General features: G+C 74.5%; 16 protein-coding genes. 4 read left to right on the top strand and 12 right to left on the bottom strand.

All coding sequences use genetic code 11. The features are described from left to right. The 4 genes from Q6969_RS06730 to Q6969_RS06715 all read right to left on the bottom strand — a co-directional run. A partial coding sequence (locus Q6969_RS06730; RefSeq protein WP_317229745.1) for a GDSL-type esterase/lipase family protein occupies nucleotides 1-607 on the bottom strand: 607 nt, incomplete at its 3' end. Nucleotides 608-675: 68 nt separating this feature from the next. Beyond that, nucleotides 676-1125, bottom strand: coding sequence for a hypothetical protein (locus Q6969_RS06725; protein WP_317229744.1), 450 nt, complete (start codon nucleotides 1123-1125; stop codon nucleotides 676-678). Next, a complete protein-coding gene (locus tag Q6969_RS06720; protein WP_317229743.1) occupies nucleotides 1122-2648 on the bottom strand; it encodes an SDR family oxidoreductase in 1527 nt (508 codons plus the stop codon). The genes Q6969_RS06725 and Q6969_RS06720 overlap by 4 nt, the downstream gene beginning before the upstream one ends. A gap of 103 nt (nucleotides 2649-2751) precedes the next feature. Further along, nucleotides 2752-3513: an SRPBCC domain-containing protein gene (locus Q6969_RS06715; RefSeq protein WP_317229742.1), complete on the bottom strand. Its 762-nt coding sequence runs from the start codon at nucleotides 3511-3513 to the stop codon at nucleotides 2752-2754. Between the two features lie 215 nt (nucleotides 3514-3728). Here Q6969_RS06715 and Q6969_RS06710 point away from each other — a divergent pair, with 215 nt between their 5' ends. Further along, nucleotides 3729-4667 carry an ROK family protein gene (locus Q6969_RS06710; protein ID WP_317229741.1) on the top strand — a complete coding sequence of 313 codons (939 nt, stop codon included), beginning with the start codon at nucleotides 3729-3731 and terminating at the stop codon, nucleotides 4665-4667. 36 nt (nucleotides 4668-4703) lie between these two features. On the opposite strand, the gene Q6969_RS06705 is transcribed toward Q6969_RS06710, so the two are convergent. Then, the gene (locus tag Q6969_RS06705) at nucleotides 4704-5966 is read right to left on the bottom strand and encodes an MFS transporter (RefSeq protein ID WP_317229740.1); all 1263 of its coding nucleotides are present in this window, start codon (nucleotides 5964-5966) and stop codon (nucleotides 4704-4706) included. 37 nt (nucleotides 5967-6003) lie between these two features. On the opposite strand from Q6969_RS06705, the gene Q6969_RS06700 reads away from it, so the two are divergent. Then, nucleotides 6004-6687 carry a maleylpyruvate isomerase family mycothiol-dependent enzyme gene (locus Q6969_RS06700; protein WP_317229739.1) on the top strand — a complete coding sequence of 228 codons (684 nt, stop codon included), beginning with the start codon at nucleotides 6004-6006 and terminating at the stop codon, nucleotides 6685-6687. On the opposite strand, the gene Q6969_RS06695 is transcribed toward Q6969_RS06700, so the two are convergent. Genes Q6969_RS06695 through truB form a run of 4 tightly spaced genes read right to left on the bottom strand, consistent with a single transcriptional unit; the run spans nucleotide 6684 to nucleotide 9441 of the window. Next, a complete protein-coding gene (locus Q6969_RS06695; protein ID WP_317229738.1) occupies nucleotides 6684-7616 on the bottom strand; it encodes a bifunctional riboflavin kinase/FAD synthetase in 933 nt (310 codons plus the stop codon). The two genes, Q6969_RS06700 and Q6969_RS06695, sit on opposite strands and share 4 nt — an antisense overlap. Nucleotide 7617: 1 nt before the next feature. Beyond that, nucleotides 7618-8079, bottom strand: coding sequence for a hypothetical protein (locus Q6969_RS06690; protein WP_317229737.1), 462 nt, complete (start codon nucleotides 8077-8079; stop codon nucleotides 7618-7620). Between the two features lie 37 nt (nucleotides 8080-8116). Beyond that, nucleotides 8117-8485 (bottom strand): hypothetical protein, encoded by a 369-nt coding sequence (locus Q6969_RS06685; RefSeq protein ID WP_104289677.1) that lies wholly within the window; start codon nucleotides 8483-8485, stop codon nucleotides 8117-8119. Further along, nucleotides 8482-9441, bottom strand: coding sequence for a tRNA pseudouridine(55) synthase TruB (gene truB, locus Q6969_RS06680; RefSeq protein WP_317229736.1), 960 nt, complete (start codon nucleotides 9439-9441; stop codon nucleotides 8482-8484). Before truB ends, Q6969_RS06685 begins: the two co-directional genes overlap by 4 nt. Before the next feature lie 86 nt (nucleotides 9442-9527). On the opposite strand from truB, the gene Q6969_RS06675 reads away from it, so the two are divergent. Then, nucleotides 9528-10523 (top strand): 2-dehydropantoate 2-reductase, encoded by a 996-nt coding sequence (locus Q6969_RS06675; protein ID WP_317229735.1) that lies wholly within the window; start codon nucleotides 9528-9530, stop codon nucleotides 10521-10523. Nucleotides 10524-10546: 23 nt separating this feature from the next. Here Q6969_RS06675 and Q6969_RS06670 read toward each other — a convergent pair whose 3' ends face one another. Further along, the gene (locus tag Q6969_RS06670) at nucleotides 10547-11119 is read right to left on the bottom strand and encodes a hypothetical protein (RefSeq protein WP_317229734.1); all 573 of its coding nucleotides are present in this window, start codon (nucleotides 11117-11119) and stop codon (nucleotides 10547-10549) included. A 38-nt stretch (nucleotides 11120-11157) separates the two neighbouring features. Between Q6969_RS06670 and Q6969_RS06665 the strand changes: the two genes are divergently transcribed. After that, a complete protein-coding gene (locus Q6969_RS06665; protein WP_317229733.1) occupies nucleotides 11158-12036 on the top strand; it encodes an A/G-specific adenine glycosylase in 879 nt (292 codons plus the stop codon). A 59-nt stretch (nucleotides 12037-12095) separates the two neighbouring features. On the opposite strand, the gene rbfA is transcribed toward Q6969_RS06665, so the two are convergent. Further along, complete coding sequence (gene rbfA, locus Q6969_RS06660) at nucleotides 12096-12596, bottom strand: 30S ribosome-binding factor RbfA (protein WP_317229732.1); 501 nt, start codon at nucleotides 12594-12596, stop codon at nucleotides 12096-12098. A gap of 127 nt (nucleotides 12597-12723) precedes the next feature. Further along, nucleotides 12724-14735: translation initiation factor IF-2 (infB, locus tag Q6969_RS06655; protein WP_317229731.1), on the bottom strand; the 2012-nt coding region annotated here is incomplete at its 5' end.

The following is a 14735-nucleotide window of genomic DNA, read 5'->3' as shown; positions in this document are numbered from 1 at the left end:
CGGCGTCCTCGGGTGCGCCGGACCCGTCGGGAGCCGCGTCCGCGTCGTCGTCCGCCGCGTCGTCCGCATCCCCGTCCCGGGGCGCGAGCACGGGGGCGAGCACCGCGCGCACCGCGGCGGCGCCCGCGTCGGTGAGGTGCAGGCGGTCGTCGCTCAGGGTGGGGTCGAGCTCGCCGTCGCCGAAGCCGAGGGCCGGCCACAGGTCCACGTGCTCGGCGCGGACGGCCGGCGCGTACTGGCGCAGGTGCACGTTGACGATGCGGATGCGCTCCGCGTGCTCGCGCCCCCGCGGCGGCACGGAGACGACGACGAGCCGCGCGGTCGGCAGGTCGCGCCGCAGGTCGGCGAGGATCGTCTCCAGCGCCCGGACGGTCTGCTCGGGTCCCCGGCGCGCGGCGCCGAGGTCGTGCGTGCCGCAGGAGAGGACCACGGTCGACGGGTCCTCGGCCACGACCTCGGGCAGGAGCGCGAGCACGTCGTCCGTGGTCTGCCCGGGGCGGCCCCGGTCGACGATCCGCGCGTCCCCGTCGGGGACGATGGCGTCCCACCGGCCGTCCGCGGTCAGGCTGTCGCCGAGCAGGACCGTCGTGCGCGTGCGCGGTGCCATGGATCCGCCTCTCGTCGTGCCCATCATGGTCCCCGCCCGCGGGGATGTCATCGGGTCGACATCGGACGTCATCCGTGCTGTCGGCGCACCACCCGACGCCACCAGCTGCGGCGCCGCGGCGAGAGCACGAGCAACGCCAGCGCGATGAGCACGGGCAGCGACAGGATCGTCGCGACGAGCGCCCCCGCCTGGCCGGCGCTGAGCGGCACGCCCAGCACGTCGATGGTGACGCGCGAGGTGGCGCCGTCCGTGAGGTCGGTGATGCTGCGGCTGCCCGAGGCGTCGACGGGGACGGGCTTCCACGCCTCGGCGGAGCCGGCGTCCGGCGTCGACGCCGAGGACGGCGTGCGGGAGGTGCCCGCCGCTCCGCCCGACAGCGCCGCGAGGTCGGCGCGCGCCTGCACGGGCGCGGACACGCTCATGGTCACGGCCGTGGCGAGGCCCGCCGAGGCGAGGACGATGCCCACCAGGGTCAGCAGGATGAGGCCGATGCGCGGAGCCCCGTTCCGCCGGCTCACCGGGCGGCCCCCGCGCGGGGACGCTCGGCCGCGCGCCGTCGCGTGGCGGCGAGCGCCTTCGCGGTGATGCGGGTCGCCATCGAGGTGAAGATCACGCCGTGGAAGGGCAGGATCGCGAACCAGTACAGCCGGCCGGCGAGCCCGGACGGGAAGAAGATCGCGCGCTGGCGGTAGTCGCTGCCGCCGTCCGCGCGCGGCGTCGCGCTCAGCTCGAGCCAGGCCTCACCGGGCAGCTTCATCTCGGCGCGCAGCCGCAGTGCCGTGCCGCGCTCGATGTGCTCGACGCGCCAGAAGTCGAGCGCGTCCCCGGTCTGCAGGGTCGTGGCGCTGCGGCGGCCGCGGCGGAGGCCCACGCCGCCGACGAGCTTGTCCATCCACCCGCGCGCGGCCCACGCGACCGGGAGCGAGTACCAGCCGTTCTCGCCGCCGATGGACTCGATGACGGCCCACAGGTCCTCGGGCGCCGCCTCCGTCGACCGCTCCTTGAGGTCGAGGTAGACCGTGTGGCCCGACCAGTCGGGGTCGCTCGGCAGCAGGTCGCTGGGCGCGCCCACGACGGCGGAGTCCTTCCAGCTGGTCTCCACGACCCCGTCGCGCATGCGGCCGAGCGCGAGGCGCACGGAGCGGCGGTAGCCCGTGAGGCCGCCCTCGGGGTCGGGGACGTAGGTCGAGATGTCGTGCTCGCCCATGACGCAGTCGTACTGGAGCGACTCGATGATCGGCACCGCCAGCGTGCGCGGGATGGGCGTGACGACGTTCACCCAGTGCGCGGCGAGGCGCGGGGCGAAGATCGGGATGGACGCGATGGGCCGCTGCGGCAGTCCCGCCTCGACTGCGTACCCGTTCATCATCTGGCCGTAGCGCAGCACGTCGGGCCCGCCGATGTCGAAGGTGCGGTTGAGCCCCTCGGGCATGTCCGCGGCGGCGACCAGGTAGTAGAGGACGTCCCGGATCGCGATCGGCTGGATGAAGTTCCGCACCCACCCGGGCGCGGGCATGAACGGCAGGACCTCGGTGAGGTGCCGGATCATCTCGAACGAGGTCGATCCGGAGCCGATGACGACGCCGGCCTGCAGCGCCACGGTGGGCACGCCGCTCGCGAGCAGCACGTCACCCACGGCCTTGCGGCTCGCCAGGTGCTTCGAGAGGTGGTCGACGTCCGGATGCAGGCCGCCGAGGTACACGATGCGGCCGACTCCCGCGGCCTTCGCGGCCTTCGCGACGTTCTCGGCCGAGGCGCGCTCCGACGAGGCGAAGTCGCCCTTGGCGCCCATGCCGTGGACGAGGTAGTAGAGGACGTCGACGTCCTCGACGGCGGGCGCGAGGGTCGCGGCGTCGGACAGGTCGCCCCGCACCACCTCCACGTCGTCGCGCCACGGGACGTCGGTGAGACGACGGGGATCGCGGACCAGGACGCGCACGCGGAAGCCGGCCTCGAGCAGGCGCGGCACGAGCCTCCCGCCGATGTACCCCGTCGCTCCGGTCACGAGGGCGAGACGGGCGGCGGCGCTCGGCGAAGTCATTCCCTCACGGTAGGCAATCTGCCTGGCAAGCGGCTCCCAGGACCCGGGACGCGCGGTGGGCACCTACCGGGACGCGCCGTCGGGCGTGGGCCGCGGAGGCGGATCAGCCCTCGGCCGACTCCAGCTCCGTCAGGTACCGGCGCCAGGTCGGGCCGTGCTCGACGTCGCACGTCGCCCAGTCCACGGGGCGGCCGCGGACGAGCTCGTCCAGCAGGTCGAGGTGGAGGCGCCAGCTGGCCTTCAGCACGTTGGCGATGCCCGCGGGCAGCATGCCGGTCACGGTGACGACCAGCTCCGTCTGCCGGTCGCGGGGCCCGCCGGGCACCTCCTGGAGGCGCAGGAGGAACCGCGCGGTGACCTCGCCCTCGTCCACGAACGTGAAGTCGATGCCCTGCCCCTCCTCGAAGCGCGTGACGATGCCGCCCGATGCCGAGGCGAGGCTGCGGTCCGGGCCGGTCATCCACTCGAACCAGAACTCGCCGCCCTCCTCCTGCTCGATGGACGCCTCCGCGAGCCAGCCGGACACCATGTCGGGATCGGACACCGCGTCCCACACGATGAGCGGCGGCAGGTCGATGAGGCGGCGGAACACGAACTCGTAGGGCAGGAAGACGGTGGAGGCGCGGGCCTCGGAGAGGAACGCGCCCGGCATCGCCGGGAAGCGGGTGCGGATGCCCCCGTCGTCGTCGCCGAGCCCCGAGGAGGCGGGCATGCCCTCGTCGAGCTGGCGCGAGGCGAGACGGGCCTCGGCCGCGTCCGAGTACTCGAGCGCGGGAGCCGTGCCGCGGCGAGGGGACGCCGCGTGCTCGGCGCGCGGGGCGGGCGCCTCATGGGCGCTGTCTCCGGGGCGGTGGTCGGGATGCACGGCATGAGCATAGATCGGCGCAGCCGGATGGACGCGGGTTTCCCCACAGGTGGACGGCCTGCGTCAGCCGATCGGCGGCCGGACCAGCCGATCGGCGCACCCCAACGGCCGATCGGCGGAGCGGGGTCGGGCCGCGCGCCGCCGGGAGCGGGCCCCGACCGACCGTATCCTGGACGCCGGTGCACGGGCGGATCCGGGACCGGGACAGGACGAAGATGCCTCGCACGCTCGCGCTCGCCGTCGACTTCGGCGGCACCAAGGTGGAGTCCGCTCTCGTGGACGACGCGGGCCGCGTGCTCGCGGGCAGCCGTTTCCGCGGGCCCACCGGCCCCGACCGCTCCGCCGACGAGCTGCTCGACTCCGTGCTCGGGGTCGCCCGGCAGGCCCTCGCCGCCCTGCCCGACGACGCCGAGCTCGTCGGCACCGGCCTCGCGGCCGCGGGCCCCGTCGACGTCCGGCAGGGCCTCGTCTCGCCGCTCAACGTGCCGGCCTGGCGCTCCTTCCCGCTCCGCGACCGCGTCGCCGAGCTCACCCCGGACGTGCCGACCACGCTCCAGATGGACGGGCTCGCCATCACGCTCGCCGAGCACTGGGTCGGCGCCGGCCGGGGCTACGACGACGTGATGGGCATGATCGTGTCGACCGGGGTCGGCGGCGGCCTCGTGCTGTCGGGCCGCACCGTCGCGGGGCCGACGGGCAACGCGGGCCACATCGGCCACGTCGAGGTCGCGGGCTTCGACGACCCGTGCAGCTGCGGCGGGCAGGGCTGCGTGGAGGCGATCGCGTCCGGGCCCCGGAGCGTCGCCTGGGCGCGCGCCCGCGGCTGGACCGGGGCCACGGGCGAGGACCTCGCCGCCGGCTACCGCGCGGGCGACGACCTCGCCGTGCAGGCCGTGCGGCGGGCCGGGCTCGCGATCGGCCGCGCCATCGCGTCGGCCAGCTCGCTCGTCGACCTGGACGTCGTCGCCATCGGCGGCGGCTTCAGCCGCGTGACGCCCGACATCTTCGACATGATCCGCGAGCCCATCGCGCTCCGCGAGCAGTTCGGCTTCGTCACCAAGACGCGCGTGGTGCCCTCCGGCCTCTCCGAGGACGGCCCCATCATCGGCGCCGGCGCGCTCGTGCACCGCAAGGAGATGGTCCCGAGCTTCTGATCCGGGCGGGCACGGTCGGCGCCCCGTCGGGCGCCGTCAGTCGCCGCGGACGGGCTCGCGGCTCGGACGGTCCCAGGTGTCCTCCAGCATGCGGGGGCGCGCGAGGTAGAAGCCCGAGGCGGAGGCGACGGCGACCATCGCGAAGAGCATGAGGAGCGGGGCGGTCCAGCCGCCGGACAGCTCGTGGAGCACGCCGAACAGGAGCGGGCCGATCGCCCCGATCGCGTAGCCGATCCCCTGCACGAAGCCGCTGAGCGCGACCACGCCCGCATGCGTGCGCGTGCGGAGGTTGATCAGCACGAAGACGAGCGGGAACAGCAGGGGCCCGGTGCCCGCGGCCGCCACCCAGAGCAGCGGCGCGGCGGCGGGGGCGACCAGGAGGCCCACGTAGCCGACCACGAAGAACAGCACGCCGAGCTGGATCAGGATGCCGACGTTGCGCATCCGCGCCGCGAGGATCGGCATGACGATCGCGGTGGGCAGCCCCATGAACCCGAACACGGCGAGCAGCGCGCCGGAGACCACGGGCGTCTGGCCGGCGGTGTCCTGCAGCAGCGCCGGCAGCCACGCGAACATCGAGTACGCGTTGAACGACGAGGCGGCCTGGATCCCGACGAGCGCCCAGGCGACGGGCGAGCGGAACACGCGGCCGGTGACGGCGGCGGGGGCCTCCTCCACCTGGTCGAGGCCCGCGGCGGCCTCGCGCTCGCGCCGGGTGTGACGGCGGTGCTCGACGAGGAGCGCGATCCAGGGCACGAGCGCGACGACCGCGACGCCGGCCCACGCCCCGATGGCGACGCGCCACCCCGCGCTGTCGGCCAGGGGCGCGGCGACGAGCGAGGGCACGCCCGTGCTGATCGACATCATCACGGTGGTGAGCGAGGTGAGCGGCCCGATCCGGCCGGGGAAGTACCTCTTCACGAGCGGCGGCAGGAGCACGTTGCCGAGCCCCATCCCCGCGAGCGTGAGGACCGTGCCGATGCCGAAGACGACCACGTCGCCGGACGCCGCCCGCACGAGGTGCCCCGCGACCATCGCGCCGAGGCCGACGACCACGGTCAGCTCGAGGCCGAGGCGGCGGGAGATGGCGGGCGCGAGGAGCCCGAAGAGCGCGAAGCACACGGGAGGCAGGGCCCCGAGGACGCCGATGGCGACGCTGTCGAGCGGCACGTCGCGCCCGATCTCCGTCACGATCGGCGAGAAGACGGCGACGGCGGTGCGGAGGTTCAGGGCCACCAGCACGATGCCGACCAGGGCGAGGAGCGCACCCGCGCGGGGAGCGGCGGGAGGTGTCGTCACCACCAGATTCTACGGCGGCCGGAATAGGCTCTCGGCCATGAGCGAGATCTCCCGGCACCTGCCCCTCAGCCAGCGCGCGTCCGAGCCCGAGCCCGCGGTCACCGGCGTGTGGAGCGAGCAGATCGCGGACGTGCTCGACCGCACCGCCGACCTCCTCGCGTCGCTCGACGCCGAGGGCTGGGAGGCCGCGAGCATGTGCGACGGGTGGACCGTCCGCGACGTCGCGGGCCACGTCGTGTGGCGCGTGGGCGCGAGCAACGCGGCGATGGTGCGCACGGCCATCGGCTCGATGCGCCGCCGTCCCCGCCTCAACCCCATGCGCGTGATGGACGACCTGAGCGCCGACGAGGCCGCCCGCGCTCCCGAGGAGCTCGTGGCCCGCATCCGCGCGATCGCCGCCGACAAGCGCGCCGGGAAGGGCCGCAAGCGGCTGCCGGAGCTCCTCGAGGTGGTCGTGCACGCGTTCGACATCGCGCACGCGCTGAAGGCCGACCTGGAGCTCGACCCGCGCTCGACGGGAGCCGTCGCCGTGGCCCGCGCCGCCATCGCGCCGGCCGGGATCCGCGGCGTGCTGCGCGCCCGGACCCTGCGCGCGACCGACGGCGGCTGGAGCGTCGGCCACGGCCCCGCGATCGAGGCGACGGCCTCGACGCTGATCATGTACCTCTTCGGCCGCACGCCCCGCCCCGGGGGCGACGCGGGTCCGGCCGCGGCCGCCTAGATCCCGAGCACCGCGCGGGTGCGGACCACGTCGTCCGTCATCTGGGCGATCAGCGGCTCGCGGCCCTCGTAGGCGACCATGCCGCGGATCCGGGAGACGAAGACGACCTCGACCTCGTGGTCGTAGAGGTCGAGCGTCTCGTCGAGCACGAACGCCTCGACGACGCGGGGACGGACGCCCGCGAAGGTGGGGTTGGTGCCCACCGAGATGGCCGACGGGTACGACCGGTCGCCGTCGCGCAGCCAGCCCGCGTAGACGCCGTCGGCGGGGATCAGGCCCTCGGCCTCGGGCGAGAGGTTCGCGGTCGGGAACCCCAGCTCGCGGCCGCGCTTCTCGCCATGCACCACGAGCCCGCGGACGGCGGGCGCGCGGCCCAGCAGCTCTGCCGCGGCGGTGACGTCCCCGCTGTCCATGAGGTCGCGGATCCACGTGGAGGAGACCTTGCGGCTGCCGTCCGGCATGACGTCGCCGACGACCACCGTGCGGAAGCCGTGCGCCTCGCCGAGTCGCGTGAGCGTGGCCGCGTCGCCGGCGCCCTTCGCGCCGAAGCGGAAGTCCTCGCCCACGAGCACCACGCGGGCGTGCAGCGCGTCGACCAGGACGGTGGTGACGAAGGCCGCGGGATCGAGCCGCGAGAGGCGCTCGTCGAACGGCAGCATCAGCGTGGCGTCGACCCCGAGCTCCTCGAGCAGCTCGATCTTCTGCCGGTTGCTCACGAGGCTCTGCGGGCGCGCCGCGGGCGCGAGGAGCGCGGCGGGGTGCCGGTCGAACGTCACGACCGCGGAGGACAGCGCGTCGTCCGCGGCGATGCCGAGGAGGCGCCGGATGACCGCCCGGTGGCCCGCGTGGACGCCGTCGAACTTGCCGATGGTGACGGCGCTCGGCCCGAAGCCGTCCGGCACGTCGGCCGGGTCGTGGACGACGAGCACGTCAGCGGCCCCCGCGCACCGGGCGCTCGTCCACCGCGCTCACGCGGCTGCGTCCGCCGCGGCGGAGCCACAGCAGGCCGAGCACCGGGAGCACCAGCGGGATGAACACGTAGCCGTACCCGTAGACCGACCACACGCTGTCGTGCGGGAAGAGCTCGGAGTCGACGAGGCTCAGCGTCCCGACGACCAGGACGCCCACGAGCTCGAAGGCGATGGTGGCGAACGCGATCCGGTACCAGCGGCGCGCGGCCTCGGGCGTGCGCGCGGGGGCGACCAGCGCCACGGTGGCGACGATGTAGACGACCGCGGCGAGCGCCGACAGCGCGTACGCGACGGGGGCCTCGTCGAACTTGGTGAGGATCTGGGTGACCGAGCGACCCGTCGCGGCGAGGGCCAGCAGGCCGTAGAGGAAGACCAGGACCCGTCCGAGACCGGTCATGCGCGAGGTACGGGAGTCAGTCATGGCACCTGCGATTATCCCCTACCCGAGGAAGCGGGCGTCACGCCGCCTGCACGTTCCAGATGACGTCCATCCGGTAGACCATGATCGCGATGGCGAGGCAGGAGGCGCCGAGGATCACCGTGCTCCAGCGGGTGCGCTCCACGAGCGCCCAGAACATCGCGAGCGGCGGGATCAGCAAGCCGCTGAGCAGGTAGGCGTAGTACTCGACGAGGTTCCCCGAGGGCGGGTTGCCGACCGCGGGCGCGACGATCGCCACGACCAGCTGCACGACGAGCAGGACCTCCACGAGCGCGGTGGGCCCCATCGTCAGGTCGCTCGGCTTCCGGCCGACGGCCCCGAGCACGAGGCACAGCACGCCCGCGACGACCGCGACCGCGATCTGGGCGACCGTGAACCAGCCGATCACCGCGCACCGGCCTCGTCGGCGGGGAAGTTCACGATCGAGGTGCCCGTCCGACCGCGGAAGCCGACGAGGCCCACGAGCCGGCCGTCCGGCGCGACCGCGGCGAGCGGGTCCTCCGTCGGCGCCTCGTCGGGCGTCGTCAGCCGCTTGCCGTGCCCGAGGTCGACGGCCTCCTGCTCGGTGAGGTGGAGCACCTCGAAGAGGCGGCCGGCGGCGTCCGCCGGCGGGACGAGCCGGTCGGCGACGACGAGGTCGTCGATGGCGACGGCGTCGTCGACGTGGAAGGGGCCGACGCGCGTGCGGCGGAGGGCCGTGAGGTGGCCGCCGACGCCCAGCTCGCGGCCGAGGTCGCGGGCGAGCGCCCGCACGTAGGTGCCGGAGGAGCAGGTGATGCGGACGTCGAGGTCGAGCTGGGCGCCGTCCTCCTCGCCCTCCTCGGGCGCCACGGCGTCGAACCGGAGCACGTCGAAGGCGGAGACGGTGACCTCGCGCGCGGCGAGCTCGACCTCCTCGCCCGCACGGACCCGCGCGTACGCGCGCTTGCCGTCGACCTTGATCGCGCTGACCGCGCTCGGCACCTGCGAGATGACGCCGCGGAGGCCGGAGATCGCGCGCTCCACGTCGGCGACGGCGAGGTCGCGGACCCGGCCGGGCTCCGCGCGGGAGACGACCTCCCCCTCCCGGTCGTCCGTCGTGGTGGCGCGGCCGAGGCGGATGGTGGCGAGGTACTCCTTGTCGAGGCCCACGAGGTAGGTCAGCAGGCGCGTGGAGCTGTTGACGCCGAGGATCATGAGCCCGGTCGCCATCGGGTCGAGCGTCCCGGCGTGCCCGACCTTGCGGGTCCCCGCGAGGCGGCGGGTGCGGGCGACGAGGTCGTGGCTCGTCCACTCCCCGCGCTTGTCGACGAGGAGGAGGCCGCTCGCGGTGGACGGCGCGGCGCGGGGGGTCGGGGTACTCATGGCCTGACCATCATGCCGTGCGCGGCCGCGCTCCCGGGTCCGTCCGATGCGCCCGGCCTAGGATCGAGGGGTCGACAGGAGGACGCGTGCGGATCGGTGTCTTGGGCGCGGGCGCCGTCGGCGGGACCATCGCGGCGCTGCTCGAACGCGACGGCCACGAGGTGGACGTCACGGCGCGCGGTCCGCACCTCCGCGCCGTGCAGGACCGCGGGCTGCGGCTCTCCGGCGGCTGGGGCGAGCACGTCGCGCGCGTCGCGGCGGCCGAGCGGCTGGGCCGCCCGCCCGAGCTGGCGGTCGTCGCCACCAAGATCGCCGACGCGCGCGACGCCATGACGGAGAACGCCGGCTGGCTCCGCGGGATCCCCGTGCTCGTCGTGCAGAACGGGCTCTCGGCCATCACCATGGGCGTCGAGTGCCTCCCCCGCTCCCAGGTCGTCGGCGGGCTCGCGCTCGTCGCGGCGTCGCTCTCGGAGCCGGGGCTGGTCACCGTCACGTCGGCCGCCGGCATCCAGATCGGCTCGGCGGACGGGCCGGAGGGCGCCGGGGTCGCGCTCGTGCGGGAGGTGCTGGATCCCGTCATGCCCGTCTCGGTCGCCGACGACTTCCGCGGGGCGCAGTGGACGAAGCTCGTCGTCAACGGGATCAACGCCGTGCCGGCCGTCACCGGCCTCAGCGTCCAGGCCGCGATCGCCGATCCCGCCATGCGCCGGATCGTCACGCGGGCCATGCAGGAGACGGTGCGGACGGGCCTCGCCCGCGGCGTCGTGTTCGGGCCGCTCGCCGGCCTCACCCACCGCCGGCTGCGGCTGTTCGCGTCGCTGCCGCTCGGGCTGGCGGAGCGGGTGCCGGTCGCGCTCGCGCGGTCGATGGGCCGGGTGCCGAACCCGGGGTCGACGCTGCAGAGCATCCGCCGCGACCGCCCCACCGAGGTCGACCACCTCAACGGCGCGGTCGCCGCGCTGGCGCCCGGCGCAGGCGAGGACGCGCGCGTCAACGCCGCGCTCGTGCAGCTCGTGCACGGCGTGGAGACCAGTGGGCGGCACCTGTCGCCCGCGGAGCTCGCGCGCCTCATCCCGCGCTGAGCGGACGCGGCGAGGGCGCCGCCTCAGCAGCTGTCGGCGAAGACGCGGCGCGGGAGGTCGGGGTCGGTGACGTCGACGATCATCGTCGCGGCCCGCCGCGGGTCCACCGCCCGGATGTAGCGCGCGTGCGCCTCCTGCGGCGCGGATGCGGCGTCGCCGCCCGTGGTCGCGAGCGGCTCGTCGGGGAGGAGCAGGTAGACGACGGCGTTCCAGAGACCGCGGAGCGCCTCGGTCTGGAGGCCGTCGCCCGCCACGAGCAGGACGGCGTCGTCCGGCGCGTCCGTGACGGGATCGGCACCCGGCCGCAGCGCGAACGGGGTGCCGGGGCGGCGGAAGGGCCGCACGAGAGCGTCGCGGATCCCGTCGGCGTCCGGGGCGTCCGCCGATCCGTCGAGGAGGTGGTCGGCGGCCGACGCCACGTAGGCGCCGCGACCGTCGGCGCGGAGCACGTCGGCGAGGTCGCGGGCGAAGGCCGGCGCGTCCGCGAGGGGACCGCCGTCGACCGCGAGGAAGGCGCGCCCCCGGCCGTAGTTGTGCAGGAACTCGTCGGCGAGCGAGGACAGGACCTCGGCGCGGGAGGCGCGGTACAGGGGCATGCGCCGAGCCTAGGCTCATCGTCTCGTACGCTGGCCGGATGCCCCAGACCGCCCTCGCCCGTGGAGTGAACGCCTGGTTCCGGGAGAACGCGCGCGACCTCCCCTGGCGGCGCGAGGGGTTCGGCTCGTGGGGCATCCTCGTGAGCGAGTCCATGCTCCAGCAGACGCCCGTGGCGCGGGTGATCCCGCGGCTCGAGGAGTGGCTGGTCCGGTGGCCCGTGCCCGCCGCCCTGGCGGCCACGCCCGCGAGCGAGGCCGTCCGCGCCTGGGGTCGGCTCGGCTACCCGCGCCGGGCGCTGGCCCTGCACGCGTGCGCGGTCGCGATCGTCGAGCGCCACGGCGGGGAGGTGCCGGAGGACGTCGACGCCCTGCTGGACCTGCCGGGCGTCGGCCCGTACACGGCGCGCGCGGTCGCCGTGTTCGCGTTCGGGCACCGGCATCCCGTGGTCGACGTGAACGTCCGCCGCGTGCTCGCGCGCGCCGTCGACGGGCAGGGCGATCCGGGACCCGCCCGCACCACCGCCGACCTGGCGGCGATGGCGGCGCAGCTGCCGGAGGACCTCGTCGAGGCGCGCGTCTTCAACGCCGGGACGATGGAGCTCGGCGCCGTCGTGTGCACGGCACGCTCGCCGCGCTGCGACGCGTGCCCGGTGCGCGACCTGTGCGCGTGGCGGGCCGCCGGCTACCCCGCCTACGACGGGCCGGCGCGCCCGACGCAGAAGCGATACGAGGGCTCCGACCGCCAGGTGCGCGGCCTCCTGCTCGCCGAGCTGCGGTCGAGCCACTCCCCCGTCAGCGCGGCCGACCTCGCGACGGCCTGGTCGGAGCCCGTGCAGCGCGAGCGCGCGCTGGCCGGGCTCCTGGCCGACGGCCTCGCGGTGCGCCAGGCGGACGGGACCTACGCCCTCCCGAGCTGATCCCCGACGCGGCGTCTCGGCCGCGGGCGGGGCCCGTCTGCCGGCGGGCCCCCGACGCGTCAGTGCGCGGGCTCGTACCCGGGCGCCGAGCGGTCGACGCCGCCCTCGTCGTCGTCGTCGTCCTCGTCGTCGTCCGCGATCACGCGCGGCTTGACGTACGGGTCCTCGTCGCCCGCGTACACGGCGGCCTGCGCCTGCGTGTGCACGTCGGCGTCGCGGCGGCGCGCCTCCTCGAGGAGGGCGTCGATGGCGGCCGCGTTCTCGGGCACGCCGTCGAGGATGAACTCGAGCGACGGCGTGAGGCGCGCCGTGATGTTCTTGCCGACCTCGCTGCGGAGCATGCCGGTGGCGGACTTGAGGGCCGCGGCCGTGTCGGCGCGCTCCTCGTCGGTGCCGTAGACCGTGTAGAAGATGCTGGCGTGCTGCAGGTCGCCCGTGACGCGCACGTCGGTCACCGTCACGAAGCCGAGGCGCGGGTCCTTGATGCCCCGGTCGAGCTTGCGCGCGACGATCTCCTTGATGCGGTCGGCCATCTTCCGGGCCCTCGCGTGATCGACCATGGTCGACGTCCTTCCGTGACGGGTGCGGCCGGACGGTGCCGCCCGGCGTCCTGCGTGCCCCGCCTCTGCGGCGGGACGGGGAGGGCCCCGCTCCCCTGGTGGGGAGCGGGGCCCGGATCAGCCGAGGCTACGCCCGCGGCTTCTCCTTCATCTCGATCGTCTCGATCTCGTCGCCGATCTGGATGTCGTTGAACTTGCCGAGGCCGATGCCCGCCTCGAAGTCCGTGCGGACCTCGGAGACGTCGTCCTTGAACCGTCGCAGCGACTCGATGGCGAGGTTGTCGCCCACCACCACGCCGTCGCGGATGACCCGCGCCTTGGCGTTCCTGGTGATGGTGCCCGAGCGCACGATGACACCCGCGATGTTGCCGAACTTGGAGGAGCGGAACACCTCGCGGATCTCGGCGACACCGGACTGGACCTCCTCGAACTCGGGCTTGAGCATGCCCGTGAGGCTCGACTCGATCTCCTCCAGCGCCGAGTAGATGACGCTGTAGAAGCGGATGTCGACTCCCTCGCGCGCCGCGCGGGCGCGGGCCTTCGGGTCGGGGCGGACGTTGAACCCGATGATGATCGCGTTGTCGATCGTCGCCAGGTTGACGTCGCTCTCGGTGACCGCTCCGACGCCGCGGTGGATGATCCGCAGCTGCACGGAGTCGTCCACCTCGATCTTCATGAGCGACTCCTCCAGCGCCTCGACGGCACCGGACACGTCGCCCTTGATGATGAGGTTGAGCGACTCGACCTTGCCCTCCTCCAGCGCACGCGTGAAGTCCTCGAGGCTGATGCGCTTGCGGGCCTTGGCCAGCTGGGCGTTGCGCTCGACGGCCTCGCGCTTCTCGGCGATCTGACGGGCGGTGCGGTCCTCCTCGGTGACGAGGAAGGTGTCGCCCGCGCCGGGGACCGACGAGAGGCCCTGGACCTGGACGGGACGCGACGGGTAGGCCTCGTGGACCGGGTCGCCGTTCTCGTCCATCATCGCCCGGACCCGGCCGTAGGCCGTGCCCGCCACGATGGCGTCGCCCACTCGGAGCGTGCCCGACTGGATGAGCACGGTCGCGACGGCGCCGCGGCCCTTGTCGAGGCGCGCCTCGATGGCCACGCCGCGCGCGTCCTTGTTCGGGTTGCTGCGCAGGTCGAGCCCGGCGTCGGCGGTGAGCAGGACGGCCTCGAGGAGGTCGTTCACGCCCTTGCCGGTGAGCGCCGAGACGTCGACGAACATGACGTCTCCGCCGTACTCCTCGGCGACCAGGCCGTACTCGGTGAGCTGCTGGCGCACCTTGGCGGGGTTGGCCCCCTCCTTGTCGACCTTGTTGACCGCGACCACGATCGGCACGTTGGCCGCCTGGGCGTGGTTCAGGGCCTCCACCGTCTGCGGCATGATGCCGTCGTCGGCCGCGACCACGAGGATCGCGATGTCGGTGACCTGGGCACCACGGGCGCGCATGGCGGTGAACGCCTCGTGGCCCGGGGTGTCGATGAAGGTGATGGCGCGCTCGTAGCCCTCGTGCGGCGCCCAGACCTGGTACGCGCCGATGTGCTGCGTGATGCCGCCCGCTTCGCCCTCGATGACGTTGGCGTTGCGGATGGCGTCGAGCAGGCGCGTCTTGCCGTGGTCGACATGGCCCATGACGGTGACGACGGGCGGCCGGATCTCCAGCACGTCGTCGTCCTCGTCCTCGAGCTCCTGGTCGAGGTCGATGTCGAAGCCCTCGAGCAGCTCGCGGTCCTCGTCCTCCGGGGAGACGACCTGGATCTTGTAGCCGAGCTCCGTGCCGAGCACCTCGAAGGTGGCCTCGTCGAGCGACTCGGTCGCCGTGGCCATCTCACCGAGGTGGAACAGCACGGTCACCAGGTTGCCGGGGCTCGCGTCGATCTTGTCGGCGAAGTCCGAGATGGACGCGCCGCGGCGCAGTCGGACGACGGTGCTGCCGTCGCCGCGGGGGACGCTGACGCCACCCAGCGACGGAGCCTCGCGCAGCTCGAACTCGGCCCTCTTCGTCCGCTTCGACTTGCGCGACTTGCTCTTGCCGCCACCGCGGCCGAACGCGCCCGCCGTGCCGCCACCGGGGCCGCGACCACGGCCGCCGCCGCCGGGACGACCGGCGAAGCCGCCGGCCGGACGCTGGAAGCCGCCGG

The organism is Clavibacter sp. MX14-G9D (assembly GCF_032917815.1).
Taxonomy (GTDB): domain Bacteria; phylum Actinomycetota; class Actinomycetes; order Actinomycetales; family Microbacteriaceae; genus Clavibacter; species Clavibacter michiganensis_K.
The sequence above is the reverse complement of the archived record's forward strand: the minus strand, read 5'-3'. Positions and strand labels throughout refer to the sequence as shown.

Bases quoted from the DNA above. Each gene is read 5' to 3' on its own strand.
- Q6969_RS06720 (WP_317229743.1), bottom strand. From the start codon at position 2,648: ATGACTTCGCCGAGCGCCGCCGCCCGTCTCGCCCTCGTGACCGGAGCG.
- Q6969_RS06710 (WP_317229741.1), top strand. From the start codon at position 3,729: ATGCCTCGCACGCTCGCGCTCGCCGTCGACTTCGGCGGCACCAAGGTG.
- Q6969_RS06700 (WP_317229739.1), top strand. From the start codon at position 6,004: ATGAGCGAGATCTCCCGGCACCTGCCCCTCAGCCAGCGCGCGTCCGAG.
- Q6969_RS06690 (WP_317229737.1), bottom strand. From the start codon at position 8,079: ATGACTGACTCCCGTACCTCGCGCATGACCGGTCTCGGACGGGTCCTG.
- truB (WP_317229736.1), bottom strand. From the start codon at position 9,441: ATGAGTACCCCGACCCCCCGCGCCGCGCCGTCCACCGCGAGCGGCCTC.
- Q6969_RS06670 (WP_317229734.1), bottom strand. From the start codon at position 11,119: ATGCCCCTGTACCGCGCCTCCCGCGCCGAGGTCCTGTCCTCGCTCGCC.
- Q6969_RS06665 (WP_317229733.1), top strand. From the start codon at position 11,158: ATGCCCCAGACCGCCCTCGCCCGTGGAGTGAACGCCTGGTTCCGGGAG.
- rbfA (WP_317229732.1), bottom strand. From the start codon at position 12,596: ATGGTCGATCACGCGAGGGCCCGGAAGATGGCCGACCGCATCAAGGAG.